The organism is Sphingopyxis sp. YR583 (assembly GCF_900108295.1).
In the GTDB taxonomy this organism is placed as follows: domain Bacteria; phylum Pseudomonadota; class Alphaproteobacteria; order Sphingomonadales; family Sphingomonadaceae; genus Sphingopyxis.
In genome coordinates this window covers 82,619-98,303 of the sequence record NZ_FNWK01000001.1, presented here as the reverse complement: position 1 = coordinate 98,303, position 15,685 = coordinate 82,619, and the positions used below count along the sequence as shown (strand labels likewise).

At 64.7% G+C, this 15,685-nt stretch carries 17 protein-coding genes and 2 tRNA genes; 10 read left to right on the top strand and 9 right to left on the bottom strand.

Annotation, left to right across the window (positions count from 1 at the left end; genetic code table 11):
• Window positions 1-44: 44 nt before the first annotated feature.
• Entirely contained in the window at window positions 45-614 is a 570-nt protein-coding gene (locus tag BLW56_RS00490) for a glycoside hydrolase family 108 protein (RefSeq protein ID WP_093508735.1), read from the bottom strand.
• A 72-nt stretch (window positions 615-686) separates the two neighbouring features.
• Here BLW56_RS00490 and BLW56_RS00485 point away from each other — a divergent pair, with 72 nt between their 5' ends.
• Window positions 687-1,664, top strand: coding sequence for an NADPH:quinone oxidoreductase family protein (locus BLW56_RS00485; protein ID WP_093508734.1), 978 nt, complete (start codon window positions 687-689; stop codon window positions 1,662-1,664).
• A 97-nt stretch (window positions 1,665-1,761) separates the two neighbouring features.
• Window positions 1,762-2,088 carry an EF-hand domain-containing protein gene (locus tag BLW56_RS00480; protein WP_177175744.1) on the top strand — a complete coding sequence of 109 codons (327 nt, stop codon included), beginning with the start codon at window positions 1,762-1,764 and terminating at the stop codon, window positions 2,086-2,088.
• On the opposite strand, the gene BLW56_RS00475 is transcribed toward BLW56_RS00480, so the two are convergent.
• From BLW56_RS00475 to BLW56_RS00460, 4 genes are all read right to left on the bottom strand, one after another.
• The gene (locus BLW56_RS00475; protein ID WP_093508732.1) at window positions 2,085-2,858 is read right to left on the bottom strand and encodes a TSUP family transporter; all 774 of its coding nucleotides are present in this window, start codon (window positions 2,856-2,858) and stop codon (window positions 2,085-2,087) included. The genes BLW56_RS00480 and BLW56_RS00475 overlap by 4 nt on opposite strands.
• A gap of 78 nt (window positions 2,859-2,936) precedes the next feature.
• Window positions 2,937-3,992: a proline racemase family protein gene (locus BLW56_RS00470; RefSeq protein ID WP_093508731.1), complete on the bottom strand. Its 1,056-nt coding sequence runs from the start codon at window positions 3,990-3,992 to the stop codon at window positions 2,937-2,939.
• Between the two features lie 27 nt (window positions 3,993-4,019).
• A complete protein-coding gene (locus BLW56_RS00465) occupies window positions 4,020-4,763 on the bottom strand; it encodes a sulfite exporter TauE/SafE family protein (RefSeq protein WP_177175743.1) in 744 nt (247 codons plus the stop codon).
• Window positions 4,764-4,878: 115 nt separating this feature from the next.
• Window positions 4,879-4,955, bottom strand: a tRNA-Pro gene (locus tag BLW56_RS00460).
• A 258-nt stretch (window positions 4,956-5,213) separates the two neighbouring features.
• Between BLW56_RS00460 and yajC the strand changes: the two genes are divergently transcribed.
• Genes yajC through secF form a run of 3 tightly spaced genes read left to right on the top strand, consistent with a single transcriptional unit; the run spans window position 5,214 to window position 8,205 of the window.
• On the top strand, window positions 5,214-5,543 hold the full coding sequence (yajC, locus tag BLW56_RS00455; protein WP_052182143.1) for a preprotein translocase subunit YajC: 330 nt from the start codon (window positions 5,214-5,216) through the stop codon (window positions 5,541-5,543).
• Between the two features lie 55 nt (window positions 5,544-5,598).
• The gene (gene secD / locus BLW56_RS00450; RefSeq protein ID WP_093508729.1) at window positions 5,599-7,212 is read left to right on the top strand and encodes a protein translocase subunit SecD; all 1,614 of its coding nucleotides are present in this window, start codon (window positions 5,599-5,601) and stop codon (window positions 7,210-7,212) included.
• A gap of 12 nt (window positions 7,213-7,224) precedes the next feature.
• Window positions 7,225-8,205 (top strand): protein translocase subunit SecF, encoded by a 981-nt coding sequence (gene secF, locus BLW56_RS00445; protein ID WP_093508728.1) that lies wholly within the window; start codon window positions 7,225-7,227, stop codon window positions 8,203-8,205.
• 63 nt (window positions 8,206-8,268) lie between these two features.
• Here secF and BLW56_RS00440 read toward each other — a convergent pair whose 3' ends face one another.
• A complete protein-coding gene (locus tag BLW56_RS00440; protein ID WP_177175742.1) occupies window positions 8,269-9,444 on the bottom strand; it encodes a glycosyltransferase in 1,176 nt (391 codons plus the stop codon).
• Window positions 9,445-10,005 carry a helix-turn-helix domain-containing protein gene (locus BLW56_RS00435; protein ID WP_093508727.1) on the bottom strand — a complete coding sequence of 187 codons (561 nt, stop codon included), beginning with the start codon at window positions 10,003-10,005 and terminating at the stop codon, window positions 9,445-9,447.
• A gap of 88 nt (window positions 10,006-10,093) precedes the next feature.
• Here BLW56_RS00435 and BLW56_RS00430 point away from each other — a divergent pair, with 88 nt between their 5' ends.
• Entirely contained in the window at window positions 10,094-10,576 is a 483-nt protein-coding gene (locus BLW56_RS00430) for a DUF6456 domain-containing protein (protein WP_093508726.1), read from the top strand.
• Here the strand turns inward: BLW56_RS00430 and BLW56_RS00425 are convergent, their stop codons facing one another.
• Window positions 10,577-12,352 carry an ABC-F family ATP-binding cassette domain-containing protein gene (locus tag BLW56_RS00425; RefSeq protein ID WP_093510705.1) on the bottom strand — a complete coding sequence of 592 codons (1,776 nt, stop codon included), beginning with the start codon at window positions 12,350-12,352 and terminating at the stop codon, window positions 10,577-10,579.
• Window positions 12,353-12,486: 134 nt separating this feature from the next.
• On the opposite strand from BLW56_RS00425, the gene BLW56_RS00420 reads away from it, so the two are divergent.
• Entirely contained in the window at window positions 12,487-13,233 is a 747-nt protein-coding gene (locus BLW56_RS00420) for an SIMPL domain-containing protein (protein WP_093508725.1), read from the top strand.
• Between the two features lie 19 nt (window positions 13,234-13,252).
• On the opposite strand, the gene BLW56_RS00415 is transcribed toward BLW56_RS00420, so the two are convergent.
• The gene (locus BLW56_RS00415) at window positions 13,253-13,933 is read right to left on the bottom strand and encodes a prolyl hydroxylase family protein (protein WP_256203237.1); all 681 of its coding nucleotides are present in this window, start codon (window positions 13,931-13,933) and stop codon (window positions 13,253-13,255) included.
• 102 nt (window positions 13,934-14,035) lie between these two features.
• On the opposite strand from BLW56_RS00415, the gene BLW56_RS00410 reads away from it, so the two are divergent.
• From BLW56_RS00410 to BLW56_RS00400, 3 genes are all read left to right on the top strand, one after another.
• A tRNA-His gene (locus tag BLW56_RS00410) sits at window positions 14,036-14,112 on the top strand.
• A gap of 96 nt (window positions 14,113-14,208) precedes the next feature.
• Complete coding sequence (locus BLW56_RS00405; protein ID WP_093508724.1) at window positions 14,209-15,258, top strand: Glu/Leu/Phe/Val family dehydrogenase; 1,050 nt, start codon at window positions 14,209-14,211, stop codon at window positions 15,256-15,258.
• A 49-nt stretch (window positions 15,259-15,307) separates the two neighbouring features.
• Window positions 15,308-15,661, top strand: a complete 354-nt coding sequence (locus tag BLW56_RS00400; protein WP_093508723.1) for a YbaN family protein — start codon at window positions 15,308-15,310, stop codon at window positions 15,659-15,661.
• The last annotated feature ends 24 nt before the right edge of the window (window positions 15,662-15,685 follow it).

Below are 15,685 nucleotides of genomic sequence, written 5' to 3'. Positions count from 1 at the left end.
GGAAAACTGCGGAACTTCATTCGTGATTCACATGTCTGTCGACGTCAGTTCTCGCCGACGCGGTTGGCCAGCCAGCCGTAGAGAAAGGCCTCCTGGCTCGGGCGGCGTTCGGCGAGCGCGATGTAGCGTTCGCCCTGCAGCGCCTCCATCGCGCGGAGCAGGACGATCTCGCCGCCCTTGCCGCGTGCTTTCAGAAAACCGTCAAGCGCCGATAGCGTGCGCGGCCCGATTTCGCGGTCGACCGCGATATCGGGATAGTCGCGCGCGGCGCGATTGAGTGCGTTGAGCGCGCGCTGAAGGAAGCCGGCGGCTGTGCCGGTGCCCATGTTGACGCCGGTGTCGAAAAGTTCGGCGGCGATTTTCGCAGCGCGGAGTGCCACCCTGTCGAAGCCGGGACGCAGCCAGTAGAGGCGGCGATAGATGCCCGCGGCCTCGCCGCGCGGCAGGTCGCGCATCGGGCCCGCATAGCCCTGCGCCCGCGCGACCGCTTCGGTTATGCCCCAGCAGGTGGGGCCGCCGCGATCGGCTGGGTGGTTTACATATCGACCTTCGCGGTCGATGACGGCATCGATCAAGGCGTCGGCGGCGCATGTCGATGGATCCGGTCGTGGCATGATTCGCTCCTATGGTTGATTGAACGAGTAAAACGAACCATATTGGAATATTGTAGGAAAGGGATTTTGCCGATGCGGGCAATCGAGGTTCGAGAATTGCTTCCCGATCATGCCGGCGTTGCGCTTGCAGATTTGCCGATACCGGAGCCTGGAGCCGGGGAAGTCCGCGTGCGGGTGCGCGCGGCAGCGATCAACTTTCCCGACCTGTTGATGACAGGCGGCGGCTATCAGTTGAAGCCCGACCTGCCCTTCGTCTCCGGGCTCGAATTTTCGGGTGAAGTGGACGCAGTGGGCAAGGGGGTTTCCGATTGGGCGGCGGGCGACGCGGTCGTCGGCGGCAATCGTTTCGGCGCGATGGCCGAATATGTCGTGGTGCCGGAGGAGGTGCTGCGTGCGAAACCCGGCGCATTGGGCTGGGACGAGGCGGCGGCTTATCCGGTCGCCTATCTGACCGCCTATGTCGCGCTTATTCGCTGCGCGCAGGTCGAGCCCGGCGAGTGGGTGCTGGTGCACGGCGCTGCGGGCGGGGTTGGGCTGGCGACCGTGGACCTGGCGAAAGCTTTGGGCGCGCGCGTGATCGCGGTCGCGAGCAGCGCGGAAAAGCGCGATGCGATTGCGCGGCATTACGCACCCGACGCCGTTATTTCGGCCGAGCCGGGGTTTCGCGACGAGGTGAAGGCGCTGACCGGCGGCAAGGGGGCCGACGTGATCTTCGACCCGGTTGGCGGCGACATCTTCGATGAATCGACGCGCTGCATCGCGTTCGGCGGTCGCCTGCTTGTCGTCGGCTTCACTTCGGGGCGCATCCCGGAGGTGTCGGTGAATATGCCGCTGATCAAGGGCTTTTCGGTGGTCGGCGTGCGGGCCGGCGAATATGGTCGGCGCTTTCCCGAGCGCGGCGCGGAGAATGTCGCAGCGATCGACGCGCTGGCGGCGGCGGGGAGAATCCGGCCGCACGTCCATGCCGCGCTAGACCTTGCCGACTGGCGCGAAGGCTTTGCGATGATCGAGCGGCGCGAGGTTGTGGGCAAGGTCGTGCTGAAACCGTGACGAGCCGAAGGTGCTGGCATAGTTTTGCGACATACGGGCTGGCATGTCCGCTCCGGGGCGTCCCGGCGCTGTTGCCGATATGACCGAAGGACATGGAATGAAGAAATTGACGATGCTCGCCGCAGGCTTCGGGCTGGCGGTTCCGGCCATTTGTGCAGCGCAGCCGCCGCACGATGGTGGGCGCATGTTTGCGATGATCGACGCGAATGGCGACGGCAAGCTGGACAAGGCCGAAATCACCAAGATGGCCGAGATGCGCGCGCAGCGTCAGGGAGATCCGACGCTCGCTTCCCCCGAACAGGTCGACGCCTTTTTCAAGTATCTCGACGCCAACGGTGATGGCGTGATCGACAAGGCCGAAATGGAAGCGCGGCAAAAGGCGCGGGCGATGCCGCCCCCGCCCGAGGAGAACGAGCAGCCCTAAAGGAGCGTCCAGAGCGGATTGGCGGGGTCGGCGAGCAGCTTGGCGGTCAGAGCAAAGGACATGACGACAAGCAAGGGCCGAACCCCGCGTCCGCCAAAGCGGATCGCGAGCCGCGCGCCGAGCTGATTGCCCGCGACATTGGCGGCGGCCATCGACAGGCCAAGCAGCCATAGGACATGGCCGCCGACGATCATTGCGAGCAGGCCGGCGATGTTGGTCGCGAGATTGAGGAACTTCGTGTTGCCGATGGCGCGAACGAGCCCGAGCCCGCCGAGCGCGACAAGCGTCAGCGTCAGGAAAGAGCCAGTGCCGGGACCGAAAAAACCGTCGTAGAAGCCGAGCGCCGCGACGATCAGGGTGATCCCGAGGGGGCCGACACGTGCGTGGCGATCGACGCTGCTCATCGATGGTGCGAGCAGGAAATAGAGCCCCATCGCGATCAGGAGCAGCGGGACGAGCGCGGCAAGGAAGTCGGAGCGGACATATTGCACCGCGGTTGCGCCGAGTACCGAGCCAGCGAAGGCGCTTGCCGCGGGCACGGCGAACCGGCGAATATCAACATGCCCTTCGCGCCAGAAGGTCAGAAAGGCCGATGCGGTGCCGATCGAGCTTTGCAGCTTGTTGGTCGCAAGCGCGGATACCGGCGGGACGCCTGCCGCCATCAGCGCGGGAATGCTGAGGAGGCCGCCGCCGCCCGCCATCGCGTCGACCGTTCCGGCGAGAAAGGCAACGGCGATCAGGAAGGCAAAGATTTCGGGCGCGAATTCCATGCGGGCGCTCCTAGATGCGATCGCCGATCCTGACCAGCATCGCGCGGCGCCAAATAGTAATGCGGCCGGTGCGGAACCTCAGTCCGGTACGGTCAGGTCGGCAAGCCGGCGCGGGAGCGCGAAGCCTGCACCGAAGCGGTCGCCGGGCTCCGCGATCATTTCGCTCCGTCCCGAATACCAGGCCTGACCGCTGACCCGAACGCGCGACATGGCTGCGAGGCCGGTTCCGGTCATTGCGGCGAGCGTTCCGGTGAAGCCCTCGCCCGACACGCCGCGGATTTCGCAGCTGTCGCCGATCGTCATCTCGCCCTTTGCGGCTGCGAGCGCGATGCGCGCCGTCACCCCGCTGCCTGTGGGCGAGCGGTCGATCTGCCCGTCGGCGAAAATACAAAGATTATAGCTGGGCTGGCCACCGTGCGCGCCGAGCGCCACATCGTCGGTCAGGATCGTGCCATAAAGGAAGCCGAGATCGGCTTCGATCGGATGGATAATCGGCGCGCCGGCGCGGATCGTTTCGGTAATTGCGGTCGCCGCGTGCACGAGTTCCGTTAGTGGGGTTTCCATCAGCGACAGGCCAATGCGGCTTGCAGGCAGGATAGCATAGAAGGCGCCGCCGAAAGCGATATCGACACGGACCGAGCCGAGCCCGGGGGCGTCGATGGTCCGGTCGAACGCGTTGGCGAAGGATTCGACGCTCTGAAACGCGACGCGGGCGATGCCGTCTTCACCGGCCTCTACTTCGACGCCGATGACGCCGCAGGGTGCCTCAAGTTCGAAGCCGGCCTTGCCGTCGACGAGCCTCACGCGCCCGGTGTCGACCGCCCAGCGGCCGATCGCGATCGTCGCGTGGCCGCACATGGTGCTGTAGCCCTCCTGGTGCGTGAACAGCACGGCCAGATCGGCGTCCGCCGCGCTGGGCTCGGTCGGGATCACGCCGTACATGCCGTCATGGCCGCGCGGTTCCAGCATCAGCATGGTACGCAGATGGTCGAAGCGCGTCTGTGCGTCGCGCCGTTTTTCTAGGATCGTGTTGCCGATGAGTGGCGGGTAGCCGGCTTCGACGATGCGGACAGGTTCGCCCGCGGTGTGCATGTCGACGATGCGGATGGTGGCTGTTTCGCGATTCGCTGTCATACCCGTATCTCGGGCGCGAGCCGGGGATCAAGCAAGCGCGATCTGGATCGCCTGGAACAGAAAGGTCGCGCCGATGATCGTGACGATCCAGCGGCGACTGGAGCGGAAATGTGCGTCGCTGATGCGGTCGAGGATGGCGCCGCCGACCATGATTCCCGCCATCGATGCGAAAACCGCGATGGCGGTGACGGACAGTGGGACAATCTCTTGGGCCGAGGCGCTGAGCAGAAGGGCGCCATAGACGAGGATTTTCGATGCGTGGCCGATCGCCTGCATGACGGCCTTTGTGGCGACGACCTGATATCGGTTCAACTTCGTATGGATGAAGAGCAGGTCGGTCACCGGCCCCGACACGCCCGAGACGAGAGCGAGCCCCGTCGAAACGAAGCCGCCACCGAGCGCGTGCCAGCGATTGGTCGCGTCGAGCGCCAGCCAGCGTTCGGGAAGCCAGACGAGGATCGGCATCAGCCCAAGCCCGAGGAAGACGTAGAATTTCGTCGGGGTGAAGATGACCAGCGAGAAAAAGCCGATCGAAGCGGCGGCGCCGAGCCCGAACCATAAAAGGACGGGCCATGCGACATGCGCGCGATGGAGTATGACACGCCACAGATTCGACGCGAACTGGATCACACCGTGGAGTGCAAGCGCGGTTGTCACCGGCAGGATCCATGCGAGCGCGCCCATGAAAACAAGGCCGCCGGCCATGCCGAAAATGCCCGAAAGGATGGAGGTCAGGAATGCGGCGGCAACGATCAGAAGGCCTGCCTGCATATCCTTCGCTTTCCGTAGGCGCGATCCGCGCGTAGATGACGGGCGTCGCCAGCGGTGCGCCGGCCCACCCATAGCGCGCTATCCTGTCAGAATCCTGTCAGATTATCAGTTAAATTGGTCGGGACGAGAGGATTCGAACCTCCGACCCCCACACCCCCAGTGTGATGCGCTACCAGGCTGCGCTACGTCCCGACCGGCCCGATTGGGCAGGCGAGGCCCCTAGCGCGGGTTGGCGGGCGATGCAAGCGGCGATGGCCGGTTATTGTCATGATCGGCATCGCGGGGTTGATATGCCGGGCATCATTCCCATTTCGAGCCTGCTTGCCAAGGGGGAAGGCGCGCGCACGACCGGTTGCGCGCAAGGCCCCTGCGTGATAGGCGCCGCGCCATATTTGCGCGCCGGTTCCGGAGGGGAATGGGCGCTGCCTACCAACGGAAAGTTTTTCACTCATGTCGACGCAATTGCTTCTGACCCAGGCGGCCGGATCGGGCGGCGGGGCTGCCGGTTTCCTGATGCTGGTGCCCTATCTGCTGATCTTCGCGGTTTTCTGGTTCTTCCTGATCCGCCCGCAGCAGGTTCGCGCGAAGGAACATCGCGCCAAGGTTGCGGCGGTGAAGCCGCGCGACCAGGTGGTGACGGGCGGTGGTATCGTCGGCAAGATCACGCGCGTCGACGATGATTTCGTCGATGTCGAAATCGCACAGGGCGTGAAGATCAAGGTCGTGAAATCGACTCTGGCCGACGTCCTGCAGCCCGGTGGCAAGCCCGCCAACGACTGACGCGGCGGTGGCCGCGTTCTTCGCGGCCCCGCTCTTGCTATCGGATCATTAGACCATGCTCGATTTCCCGCGCTGGAAGACCATCGGCATCAGCATCATCCTGCTGCTCGGTATCATCTTTTCCATCCCCAGCTTCTTGCCTGAAAAGACGGTGAACAGCCTGCCGTCGTTCCTGCAGGCGAAGGTCAATCTGGGCCTCGATCTGGCCGGCGGCAGCCACTTGCTGCTCGAGGCCGACGTCGACGACCTGCGCAAGACGCAGCTCGCGAACATGGAAAAGACTGTGCGTGCCGCTATGCGGGGCGAAAGCGGGCCTGACGACGATATCGCGATCGGCGAACTGTCGACGTCGGGCGGGAAGATCAGCTTCCTTGTGCGTGACCTCGCGAAACTCGACGAAGCGCGCGAACGCCTGTTCAACGAGACGCGGGGCGCACAGCTGACGGGCCAGCGCGACTGGACGGTCACGGTCGTAAATTCGACGCGGATCGAGATGACCCCGACCGGAGCCGGGCAGGCACAGGCTGTCGCGAACGCGATGGATACCGCGCGCGATATCATCGACAAGCGCGTCAACGCGCTCGGTACGCGCGAACCGACGATCATCCGCGAAGGCACCGACCGCGTCGTCGTGCAGGTTCCCGGCCTACAGGATCCCGCGGCACTCAAGGAACTGATCGGCAAGACCGCGCGGCTTGAATTCCGCATGGTGGACGCCAACGCCGATCCGGCCGAAGCTGCTGCGGGTCGTGTCCCGGTTGGCAGCGAAATCGTACCCTATGCCGAGGGCGAGGGCAGCGGTGCCGCGTTCGAAGTGCTGCGCCGACAGGTGATGATTAGCGGCGAGCAGTTGATCGACGCAAAGCAAAGCTATGACCCGCAGAACAACCAGCCGGTCGTTTCGATCCGCTTCGATTCGGGCGGCTCGAGCACCTTTGCAAAGGTGACGGCGCAGAGCGTCGGCAAACGTTTCGCGATGGTCCTCGACGGCAAGGTGCTGTCGGCGCCGTCGATCAACGAACCGATTTTGGGCGGCAGCGCCCAGATTTCTGGCAGCTTCAGCGTCGCGAGCGCCAATGCGCTGGCAATCTCGCTGCGTTCGGGCGCCCTGCCGGTGAAGATGACCGTCGTCGAAGAACGCACGGTGACCCCGGAGCTTGGTGCCGACTCGATCCGCAAGGGCGCGATCGCCGGGATCATCGCCACGGTGTCGGTGCTGGTGCTGATGCTTGTCGTTTATGGCCGCTTCGGCGTCTATGCTTGCGTCGCGCTGGTCTTTAACGTCTTCCTGATCATCGCGGTCATGGCGGCGTTCAATGCGACGCTGACGCTTCCGGGCATCGCGGGCTTCGTGCTGACGATCGGTGCCGCGGTCGATGCGAACGTGCTGATCAACGAACGCATACGTGAGGAGTTGAAACGCGGGCGAAAGGTCTTTCAGGCGATCGAACTCGGATATTCCGAAGCCAGCCGCGCGATTTTCGACGCCAACGTCACGAACGTCATCGCCGCCGCGTTGATGTTCTGGTTCGGATCGGGCCCGATCAAGGGCTTCGCCGTGGTTTTGACCATCGGCATCGTCACCAGCGTTTTCACCGCCGTTACCGTCACGCGCATGTTCGTCGCCCATTGGCTGCGGACCACGCGTCCGACGTCGATCAACATTTAAGGGAGCGAAACGATGCGCTTGCTAAAACTCGTTCCTGACGACACCAACATCGATTTCCTGCGCTGGCGGAAACTCGCCTCGTTCATGAGCTTTTTCCTCGTGGCGGTGTCGATCGCTCTGGTCGCGGTGAAGGGGCTCAACCTGGGCGTCGATTTCGTCGGCGGCCAGTCGGTTCGCGTCGAATTTACCCAGGCGATGCCACCGATCGACGAAATCCGTGAAAAGGTCGGCGATATCGGCCTTGGCGAAGCGACGATCCAGCAGTTCGGGTCCGACAAGGCGGTATCGATCCGTACTGCGTTGCCCGAAGGCGACAAGGCCGCAGCCGAACGCGCGGGGCAGCAACTGGTCGCGGGGATCCAGAAGGCCTTTCCGACCGCGAAGACCGGATCGGTCGAAACCGTGTCGGGCAAGGTGTCTGGCGAATTGATCCGCACCGGTGCGATCAGCCTTGGGCTCGCGATTCTCGGCATTTCCATCTACATCTGGATACGCTTCGAATGGCAGTTCGGCGTCGGTGCGCTCGGGCGCCTTTTCCACGAGGTTTCGCTGACCTTCGGCCTGTTCGCGGTGACGCAGATGCAGTTCGACCTGAACAGCGTCGCGGCGCTGCTGACGATCGTCGGCTATTCGCTGAACGACACCATCGTGGTCTATGACCGAATTCGCGAGAATCTGAAAAAATACAGGAAGATGGAGATCGTTCCGCTCCTCAACCTGAGCATCAACGAGACGCTGTCGCGTACCGTAATGACGACCGTCGCGATGGTGCTGGCGCTCGGCATGTTGTTGCTCTTTGGCCCCGATGTGATTTTCGGCTTTACCGCAGCGATGCTGTTCGGCGTGTTTATCGGCGGCTATTCGTCGGTGCTGATGTCGACGCCGGTGCTGGTGTGGCTGAAGGTCGGGCCTGACAGCTTCATTCCGCGCACGTCGGCGGGGATCGAGGGCGGCGAACGCGTCGAACGCAAGGACGACGGCGCGGTCGTCTGAGGCGATCTTGTTCGGTGAAATTGACGCCGGTCCGCTCGGAAGAGCGGGCCGGCGTTCCCGTATCTAGCGTCGGGCGCAGCCGCGCAGATGCGCGGCGAGTTCGCGTCCGTTGCGATCCCAGTCGAAGCGGCCGTCGAGGCTTGCCGCCACACTGGACGGTTCGGGCGGGTTTGCGAGGATGGTCCGGACCGCGTCGGCGATTGCCGCCGGGGTGCGGCCGACGATGCGGCCGGCGGCGGGCGAGGTCACCAGTTCGGCGGCGCCACCCGCATCGCTGATCACGATCGGCGTGCCGCAGGCAAGCGCCTCTACCCAGGCATTGGCGAGGCCTTCGCTCGCCGACGGCATGACCACCGCATCGGCGGCGCGATAAAGCTGTGGCAGGTCGGCGTTGGCGACTGGGCCCATGAAATGGATGCGCGCCTCAACGCCGAGTGTGCCTGCGAGTGCGCGGTATCGGTCTTCTTCGTCGCCGGCACCTGCGAGCCAATAGTCGACGCCGGGCAGGGCGGGCAGCGCCTCGATCACCAACTTCTGTCCCTTGCGCGGGATGAGCGCGCCGACGGTCAGGATAGCGGGCGTGTCGTCCTTGCCGAGTGCGGCGCGCGCGGCCGCGCGTTCTCCGGGGTGGAAGCGTGCGGTATCGATGCCGGTATAGTGGACCGCGATCTTGGCCGGATCGATGCCGATTTCCGCCATGTCGCTGCGCATGGCGTCGGAGACGGCGAGCAGGCCCGCGGCTTTCTCGCCCGTTTCGATCACCTGCGGCCGGGTTGCCGGATGGTGGCCGAAGTGGCTGATATCGGCGCCGCGGGCCTTGGCCGAAAAGGGCAGGCCGAGCGTGCTGGCGACGCGCATTGCGGCGGGGCCATCGGGGTAGAAAAATTGCGCATCGACGACATCGAATGGCTGCTCTCGCGTGGAGGAAAGGACCGCGCGCGCGACCTGCGCCGGATTGAAGCGCGCGCCGAAACGCGGGATCAGTGTAAAGCGCGGACGCAGCACGGTGAGTCCGTTCCATTGCTCGCTGCGCGGAAGGCTGCGCAGCGCGCGATAGCGTTTGTGTAGGGAGAGCGGGAAGGGCGGCAGGCCGACAGGGGCGACGACGATCAATTGGATGCCCGGCTGTGCCGCAAGCGCGCGCAGGCTCTTCTCGACGAACAGCCCGAAATTCGGCCGGGCGGCGTCGGGAAACAGCGTCGCGATCGACAGGACGCGCAGTGGCGGAACGACGGGCACTCAGAGCGTGCGGAGCAGGCGAGTGGCGACAGCGGCCCACGGCGGATTGGAAACGACCTGCTGGCGCTGGCCGGTACCGAGCGGGAGAAGATGGAGTTTCTCTCCGTCGACGTTGAGCAGGCGGGCAAAAAAGAAGCGGCCGGCGGGACGCGGGACGAGAAGATCGCGGTTGAGCACGCTGCCCCAATCGCCTTCGATCCGGCGGCACCAGATTTCGTCTCCCGCCCGATAGTCGCCGATCGATGAGGTGACGCGGACCGCGACCATATCCTCGCCCGGGCGTGCGGTGAGCGCCTGTTCGACGCGGGTGGGCGCCAGCGCCCCCTCGGCGCCGAGGAGCGCGGTGATCGTGAGCTGCGTATCCTGCGGTAGCTGGACGAGTTCGGCGGCATCGACGCCCAGCGCGGCGGCGATGCGGTTCATCCAACCAAGCGACAGGGTACGGGTCCCCGTTTCGAGCCGTCCGATCGTTTGCGCGGTGGTCGGCGGAACGCAGCGCTGGCCGACCTCCTCGAGCGTCAGGCCCTTGGCGCGACGGACGGAACGGATACTGTTGATCATGGGACCGATCCTTGAATAACCAAATCGGTTTCTTCTTTCCTACAAAATATTCCAGTGTCAAGCCCGGCGTGCAGCACAGGAGAATCGCATGACTACACGCCGCCTCGAAACGCGCCTCCACCCCGACGACCGGATCGATCCCGGTAAGGCAGGGCCACAGGTAATGCGGCATGTGACGGTGAATGTCTGCGAAAGCCCGATCGCCTGGCTGGCATCGCGTGGAATGTTGACGGGGACGCAACTTGCTGCGGGTGAGCGGTTGCGCGGCGATTATGAGCGCGCGGGGCTGGCGGCTCGGGTGACGATGCGGTGGGGCGCCGCGCCGCCGGGAAAAAGCCGGGGCGGCGCGCGGGCGTCGGATGCGTCGCTGGCGCGGATCGACGCGCACAAGCGCTTTCATGCGGCGCTCGATGCCGCGGGCCCTGGGCTGGCCGACATTTGCTGGCGCGTAATCTGCGCGGGTGAGGGGATCGGCGGCGCGGAGAAGGCACTGGGGTGGCCCGCGCGATCGGGCAAGCTGGTGCTGGGGCTGGCGCTCGACCGGCTGGCGCGATTCTACGGAACGGGGTGATCAGCCCAGCGCTTCGACCTCTTCGGCGAGCGCCAGCCAACGATCCTCCGCGGCGGCCTTCTCGTCGCGCAGCTTGTCGAGTTTTGCGGTGAGTGCCGTGAAGCGCGCATTGTCGCGCGTAAAGAGGCTGCCGTCGGACAGTTCGATCTCGATTGCGCCCATTTCCGTCTCGATCTCCTCGATCCGGCCGGGGAGGAGGTCGTAGTCGCGCTGGTCCTTGTAGCTCAATTTCTTGCGCGCGGTCGGTGGTGGCGGCGGCGCGGCGGTCGCCGCTTTCGTCTTCGCGGCATTGGGTTTGACCCGCTTCGCTTCCCAATCGGCATAGCCGCCCGCGACGATATCGACCTTGCCCGACCCGTCGAGGCCGAGCGTCACGGTGACGGTTCGGTCGAGAAAATCGCGGTCGTGGCTGACGAGCAGCACGGTGCCGGCATAGTCGGCGATAACTTCCTGCAACAGGTCGAGCGTTTCGAGGTCGAGGTCGTTCGTTGGTTCGTCGAGCACGAGCAGGTTCGATTCGCGGGCGAATTCGCGCGCAAGCAGGAGGCGTGAGCGTTCGCCGCCTGACAGCGCACCGACGCTGGCCTCCATGACGCCGGGGTCGAAAAGGAATTCCTTCAAATAGCCCTGAATATGCTTTTTGATCCCGCGCACCTCGACCCAGTCGCCGCCGTCGGCGAGGATGTCGCGGACGGTTTTTTCCGGCGACAGCAGGCTGCGCTGCTGGTCGATGACGATGCCGTCGAGCGTCGGGGCGAGGGTGATGCTGCCTTCATCGGGCTGAATCTCGCCCGTGAGCAGCTTGAGCAGAGTCGATTTGCCCGCGCCGTTTGCGCCGACGATGCCGATGCGGTCGCCGCGCTGGACGCGGAAATCGAGATTCTTGATGATCGTGCGATCGCCGAAGCTTTTCGACACACCCTCGGCGACGATCACCGATTTCGAGCGGACATCGTCGTTGGCGAGACCGAGCTTGGCGACCCCGGGGCCGCCGATCATCGCGGCACGGGTCGCGCGCATTTCCTTGAGTTTCTCGAGCCGGCCCTGATTGCGCTTGCGGCGCGCGGTGACGCCGCGTTCGAGCCAGTGCGCTTCAAGGCGCAAATTCGAATCGAGGCGCTGTGCGGCGCGCACTTCTTCGGCGGCAACGGCGTCGCTCCACTCTTCGAAGCCGCCGAAACCGATTTCCTTGCGGCGGATGCTGCCGCGGTCGAGCCACAGCGTCTGGCGCGTCAGGCGCGTCAGGAAGGTCCGGTCGTGGCTGATCGCGACAAAGGCGCCGGTATAGCGCGCGAGCCAGCTTTCGAGCCAGTCGATCGCGGCGAGGTCGAGATGGTTGGTCGGCTCGTCGAGCAGCAGCACGTCGGGATTTTGTGCGAGCGCGCGGGCGAGCGCCGCGCGGCGACGCTCGCCGCCCGAGGCGCTGGCGGCGGTGCGGGTCATGTCGATACCGAGCTGATCGGCAATCGCGGCGACTTCATGCTCCTCGGGTGCGTTCGGCGCGGCAACGGCGAAATCCATCAATGTCGAGAAAGACGAAAAATCGGGTTCCTGTTCGAGCATCACGACATGCGTGCCCGGCACGATCACGCGCTTGCCCTTGTCGGCATCGATCTGTCCGGCGAGCAGTTTGAGCAGCGTCGTCTTGCCCGCGCCGTTGCGGCCGATCAGCGCGAGCCGGTCGCGTTCGCCGACATAGATGTCGAGATCCTGGAACAGCCAGCCGCTGCCCTGCACAAGGCCGAGGCCTTCATATGAAAGAATGGGAGCTGCCATGATGAACGGCGCGCTACCGATACGTTCAGCATCATGCAAGCGCACTCAGCACAAAGGCCGGAACGGGTCTGCTCCGTCTGCGTTACGGGGCGGACATCACAGATGACCGGAAGCCCGGTTCACAGGAGAATGAAATGACGAAGCAAATGTTCGCCGTTATGGCAACCGGACTGGCGCTGATGGCGGCAACGCCCGCGCTCGCGCAGCAGGGAGGTTCGACGGTGACAGCAGCAACGATCCAGGGCCCGATCCTGGCCTTCGCGGTCAGCGAGGAAGTGCGTTCGCGCCCCGATCAGGCAACGGTCGGTGCCGGCGTGACGACCACCGCACCGACCGCGGTCGAAGCGATGCGCCAGAATGCCGCCGCGATGGACAAGCTGATTGCCGCCGCGAAAGCACGCGGGATCAAGGCCGAAGACATTCAGACGAGCGGCATCAGCCTGTCGCCGCAATATGATTATAACAACCGCGGTGACGGCCAGCCGCCGCGCTTCCTGGGTTATCAGGTGAGCAACACGGTGCGCGCCACGACACCGAAGATCGAAGACATCGGCCCGCTGCTCGATGCCCTCGTCGCGGCGGGCGGTACTAACATCGACGGTCCCTTCTTTGGTATGAAGGATCCTGACGCGCAGCTCGTCGGCGCGCGCGGCACCGCGATCAAGGCGGCCGAAGCGAAAGCGCAGGACTATGCGCGGCTCGCCGGGTTCCGCGGCGTCGAACTGGTATCGATCAGCGAAGGCGGCAGCTTTGGACCGCAGCCGCCGATGCCAATGGTGCGCATGGCGATGGACGCCGGTTCGGCGAAGGCGACCCCGGTCGAACCCGGCCGCGTCTCCAACACGCTGACGCTGAACTTCCAGTACCGCCTGGTCAAGTGAAGGCGGGGCGGGAGCTGGCTTAGGCCAGTTCCCCCTCGGCCCACGGCCAGGGGCGCTCGCGAAACCATTTGGTGATAATATATTTGCGTCCCTTGCGCACCTTCATCCCGTGGTGGAGCGTTTCGGGGTTGGCGGTTCCGTCGGGCCGCACATTGTTCCACGCGAGCAGCTTGCCCTTCTCGGGCTGGTGCATCTTCCCTGTCGCTAGAAAACGCGTCGCGCCGCCCGCATCGGGTTCGTTAAGGTAGATCATCAGCGTCCAGCTACGTTGACCCGGTATCGCGCAATAGGTTTCCCAGTCGGCGCCGTGCGGATCGAAATAATCGGTGTGCGCCTTGAATTCCTGTCCGACGTCATAGCGCTGTCCCTGCATCGGTTCGCCATATTCGCGCGGGATGCCGGTGAGGTCGTGGAGTCGGTCGTTGACTGCGACCACGATCGGGTCGCGATGATCGAGGTCGCAGGTGGTGCTGGTGCGAAATGCGTCGTCGCCATTGGGATCGGCGATCGTTGAAGGGCGCACGTCGCGGTCGATCTGCGCGATCAGTGCGGCGCAGGTTTCGGCGTCGAGAAAGCCGGACAGCATGAACTGTTGCAGCTTTGGCGTCGGTGCGCGGCGGATGCCGGGGACGGCGGCGAGCCGCTCGGCGGTGCGGTCGGCGCCCGAGGTCGCCATGTCGACATGTTCGTTGCCAGCCATGGCGTGCTTTTAGTGGTGTCCGCGTGAGCGAACAATGCTTGACGAAGGGGGAGGGCGCGCCTATCGCCGCGCGCTGTCGCAGGCGGTTTCGCCCGACGTGTGGCGACCATAGCTCAGTTGGTTAGAGCGCCGGTTTGTGGTACCGGAGGTCGCGGGTTCGAGCCCCGTTGGTCGCCCCATTTTCTCTATCATTGCGCATAGACGCTTTTGGGGTGACTCGGTGCGCCTGTTGCATTATTGCTTGTTCACGTAATTTTTTAACGTGAGGATGAAATATGTCCGCTGTCTGGGATTTCGCCGATTTCGACGATCATGAGCATGTTCACATGTTCCGTGACCGGCAGAGCGGGCTGACGGCGGTCATCGCCGTCCACTCGACGCACCTCGGCCCGGGCGCGGGCGGCGTCCGTTACTGGCATTATCCGCAGCGCGCGGCGGCGATCACCGATGCGCTGCGCCTGTCGCGCGGCATGAGCTACAAGAATGCGATGGCGGGCCTGCCGATGGGCGGCGGCAAGGGCGTGATCCTTGCCGACGAAAATGGCGTCAAGACCCCCGAGCTGCTTGCCGCCTTCGGCCGTGCGGTCGATTCGCTCGGCGGTGCCTATGTAACCGCCGAAGATGTTGGCATGTCGGTCGCCGACATCGTCGCGATTTCCCATCAGACCAAGCATGTCAGCGGCTTACCCGTCGCGGGCGACGAAGTCGGTGGCGATCCTGGCCCGCAGACCGCGCTCGGTGTCTATCTGGGTATCCTCGCCGCGATCAAGCAGGGACTCGGCGCCGATAGTGCAAAAGGGGTGCGTGTTGCGATTCAGGGCGTCGGCAGCGTGGGCGGCGGGGTCGCGAGGCGGCTGGCCGCCGATGGCGCGATCCTGACCCTCGCCGACGTCAATCTGGCGCGCGCAAAGGCGCTGGCGGAAGAACTGGGTGCGGAGCTGGCCGATTCGGCGGCGATTATGGAGATCGAAGCCGACGTACTGAGCCCGAATGCGCTCGGTGCGATCCTGACCGAGCAAAGCATCGAGAAGCTGCGCGTACCGATCATCGCAGGCGGTGCGAACAACCAGCTCGCGACTGCCGCCGACGGACAGCGGGTGCACGATCGCGGGATCGTCTATGCCCCCGATTATGTGATCAATGCGGGCGGGATCATCAACGTCGCGCTCGAATATCTGGGGCAGGGCAACCGCGAGGAAGTCGAGAGCCGGATTCATCAGATTCCGGGTCGGCTTGCCGAAATCTGGGCTGAGAGCAAGGCGAGCGGCGCGCCGGCGTCGGCCGTTGCCGACCGGATGGCGCAGAAGCTGATCGGGCGCGGCTGATATCTTCGAGGGCTGGCGCGGGGTTCGATTTCCGCTAAGCCAGCCCTTGATGAAACGGCATTTCTATCTGGTCGCAGGCTGGGCGTCGTTGGGGCTTGGCGCGATCGGCGCCTTTCTGCCGCTGCTGCCGACGGTGCCGTTCGTGATTCTCGCGGCCTTCTGTTTCGCGCGCTCGTCGCCGCGGCTCGAAAACTGGCTGCTGACGCACCCGCATTTCGGACATCATATCGTCGCCTGGCGCGAAAAGGGCGCGATCAGTCGCAAGGGCAAGATCGCCGCAACCGCCGCCTTTGCCTTCAGCATCGTGCTGGCCGCGATCTTTTCGCCCTGGCCGTGGGTGATGGTTCCGGTGCTTGCCGCGGCGGTGACCGGAAGCTGGATATGGACGCGCCCGGAGGGGTGAGTTTCGGGCGAGGTGCCCCGCCAA

Excerpts from the sequence above, each read along its gene's own strand:
- BLW56_RS00420 (WP_093508725.1), top strand. The coding sequence starts at position 12,487 with ATGACGAAGCAAATGTTCGCCGTTATGGCAACCGGACTGGCGCTGATG.
- yajC (WP_052182143.1), top strand. The coding sequence starts at position 5,214 with ATGTCGACGCAATTGCTTCTGACCCAGGCGGCCGGATCGGGCGGCGGG.
- BLW56_RS00430 (WP_093508726.1), top strand. The coding sequence starts at position 10,094 with ATGACTACACGCCGCCTCGAAACGCGCCTCCACCCCGACGACCGGATC.
- BLW56_RS00470 (WP_093508731.1), bottom strand. The coding sequence starts at position 3,992 with ATGACAGCGAATCGCGAAACAGCCACCATCCGCATCGTCGACATGCAC.
- BLW56_RS00415 (WP_256203237.1), bottom strand. The coding sequence starts at position 13,933 with ATGGCTGGCAACGAACATGTCGACATGGCGACCTCGGGCGCCGACCGC.
- BLW56_RS00435 (WP_093508727.1), bottom strand. The coding sequence starts at position 10,005 with ATGATCAACAGTATCCGTTCCGTCCGTCGCGCCAAGGGCCTGACGCTC.
- BLW56_RS00475 (WP_093508732.1), bottom strand. The coding sequence starts at position 2,858 with ATGGAATTCGCGCCCGAAATCTTTGCCTTCCTGATCGCCGTTGCCTTT.
- secF (WP_093508728.1), top strand. The coding sequence starts at position 7,225 with ATGCGCTTGCTAAAACTCGTTCCTGACGACACCAACATCGATTTCCTG.
- secD (WP_093508729.1), top strand. The coding sequence starts at position 5,599 with ATGCTCGATTTCCCGCGCTGGAAGACCATCGGCATCAGCATCATCCTG.
- BLW56_RS00485 (WP_093508734.1), top strand. The coding sequence starts at position 687 with ATGCGGGCAATCGAGGTTCGAGAATTGCTTCCCGATCATGCCGGCGTT.
- BLW56_RS00465 (WP_177175743.1), bottom strand. The coding sequence starts at position 4,763 with ATGCAGGCAGGCCTTCTGATCGTTGCCGCCGCATTCCTGACCTCCATC.
- BLW56_RS00425 (WP_093510705.1), bottom strand. The coding sequence starts at position 12,352 with ATGGCAGCTCCCATTCTTTCATATGAAGGCCTCGGCCTTGTGCAGGGC.
- BLW56_RS00400 (WP_093508723.1), top strand. The coding sequence starts at position 15,308 with ATGAAACGGCATTTCTATCTGGTCGCAGGCTGGGCGTCGTTGGGGCTT.
- BLW56_RS00480 (WP_177175744.1), top strand. The coding sequence starts at position 1,762 with ATGAAGAAATTGACGATGCTCGCCGCAGGCTTCGGGCTGGCGGTTCCG.
- BLW56_RS00405 (WP_093508724.1), top strand. The coding sequence starts at position 14,209 with ATGTCCGCTGTCTGGGATTTCGCCGATTTCGACGATCATGAGCATGTT.
- BLW56_RS00490 (WP_093508735.1), bottom strand. The coding sequence starts at position 614 with ATGCCACGACCGGATCCATCGACATGCGCCGCCGACGCCTTGATCGAT.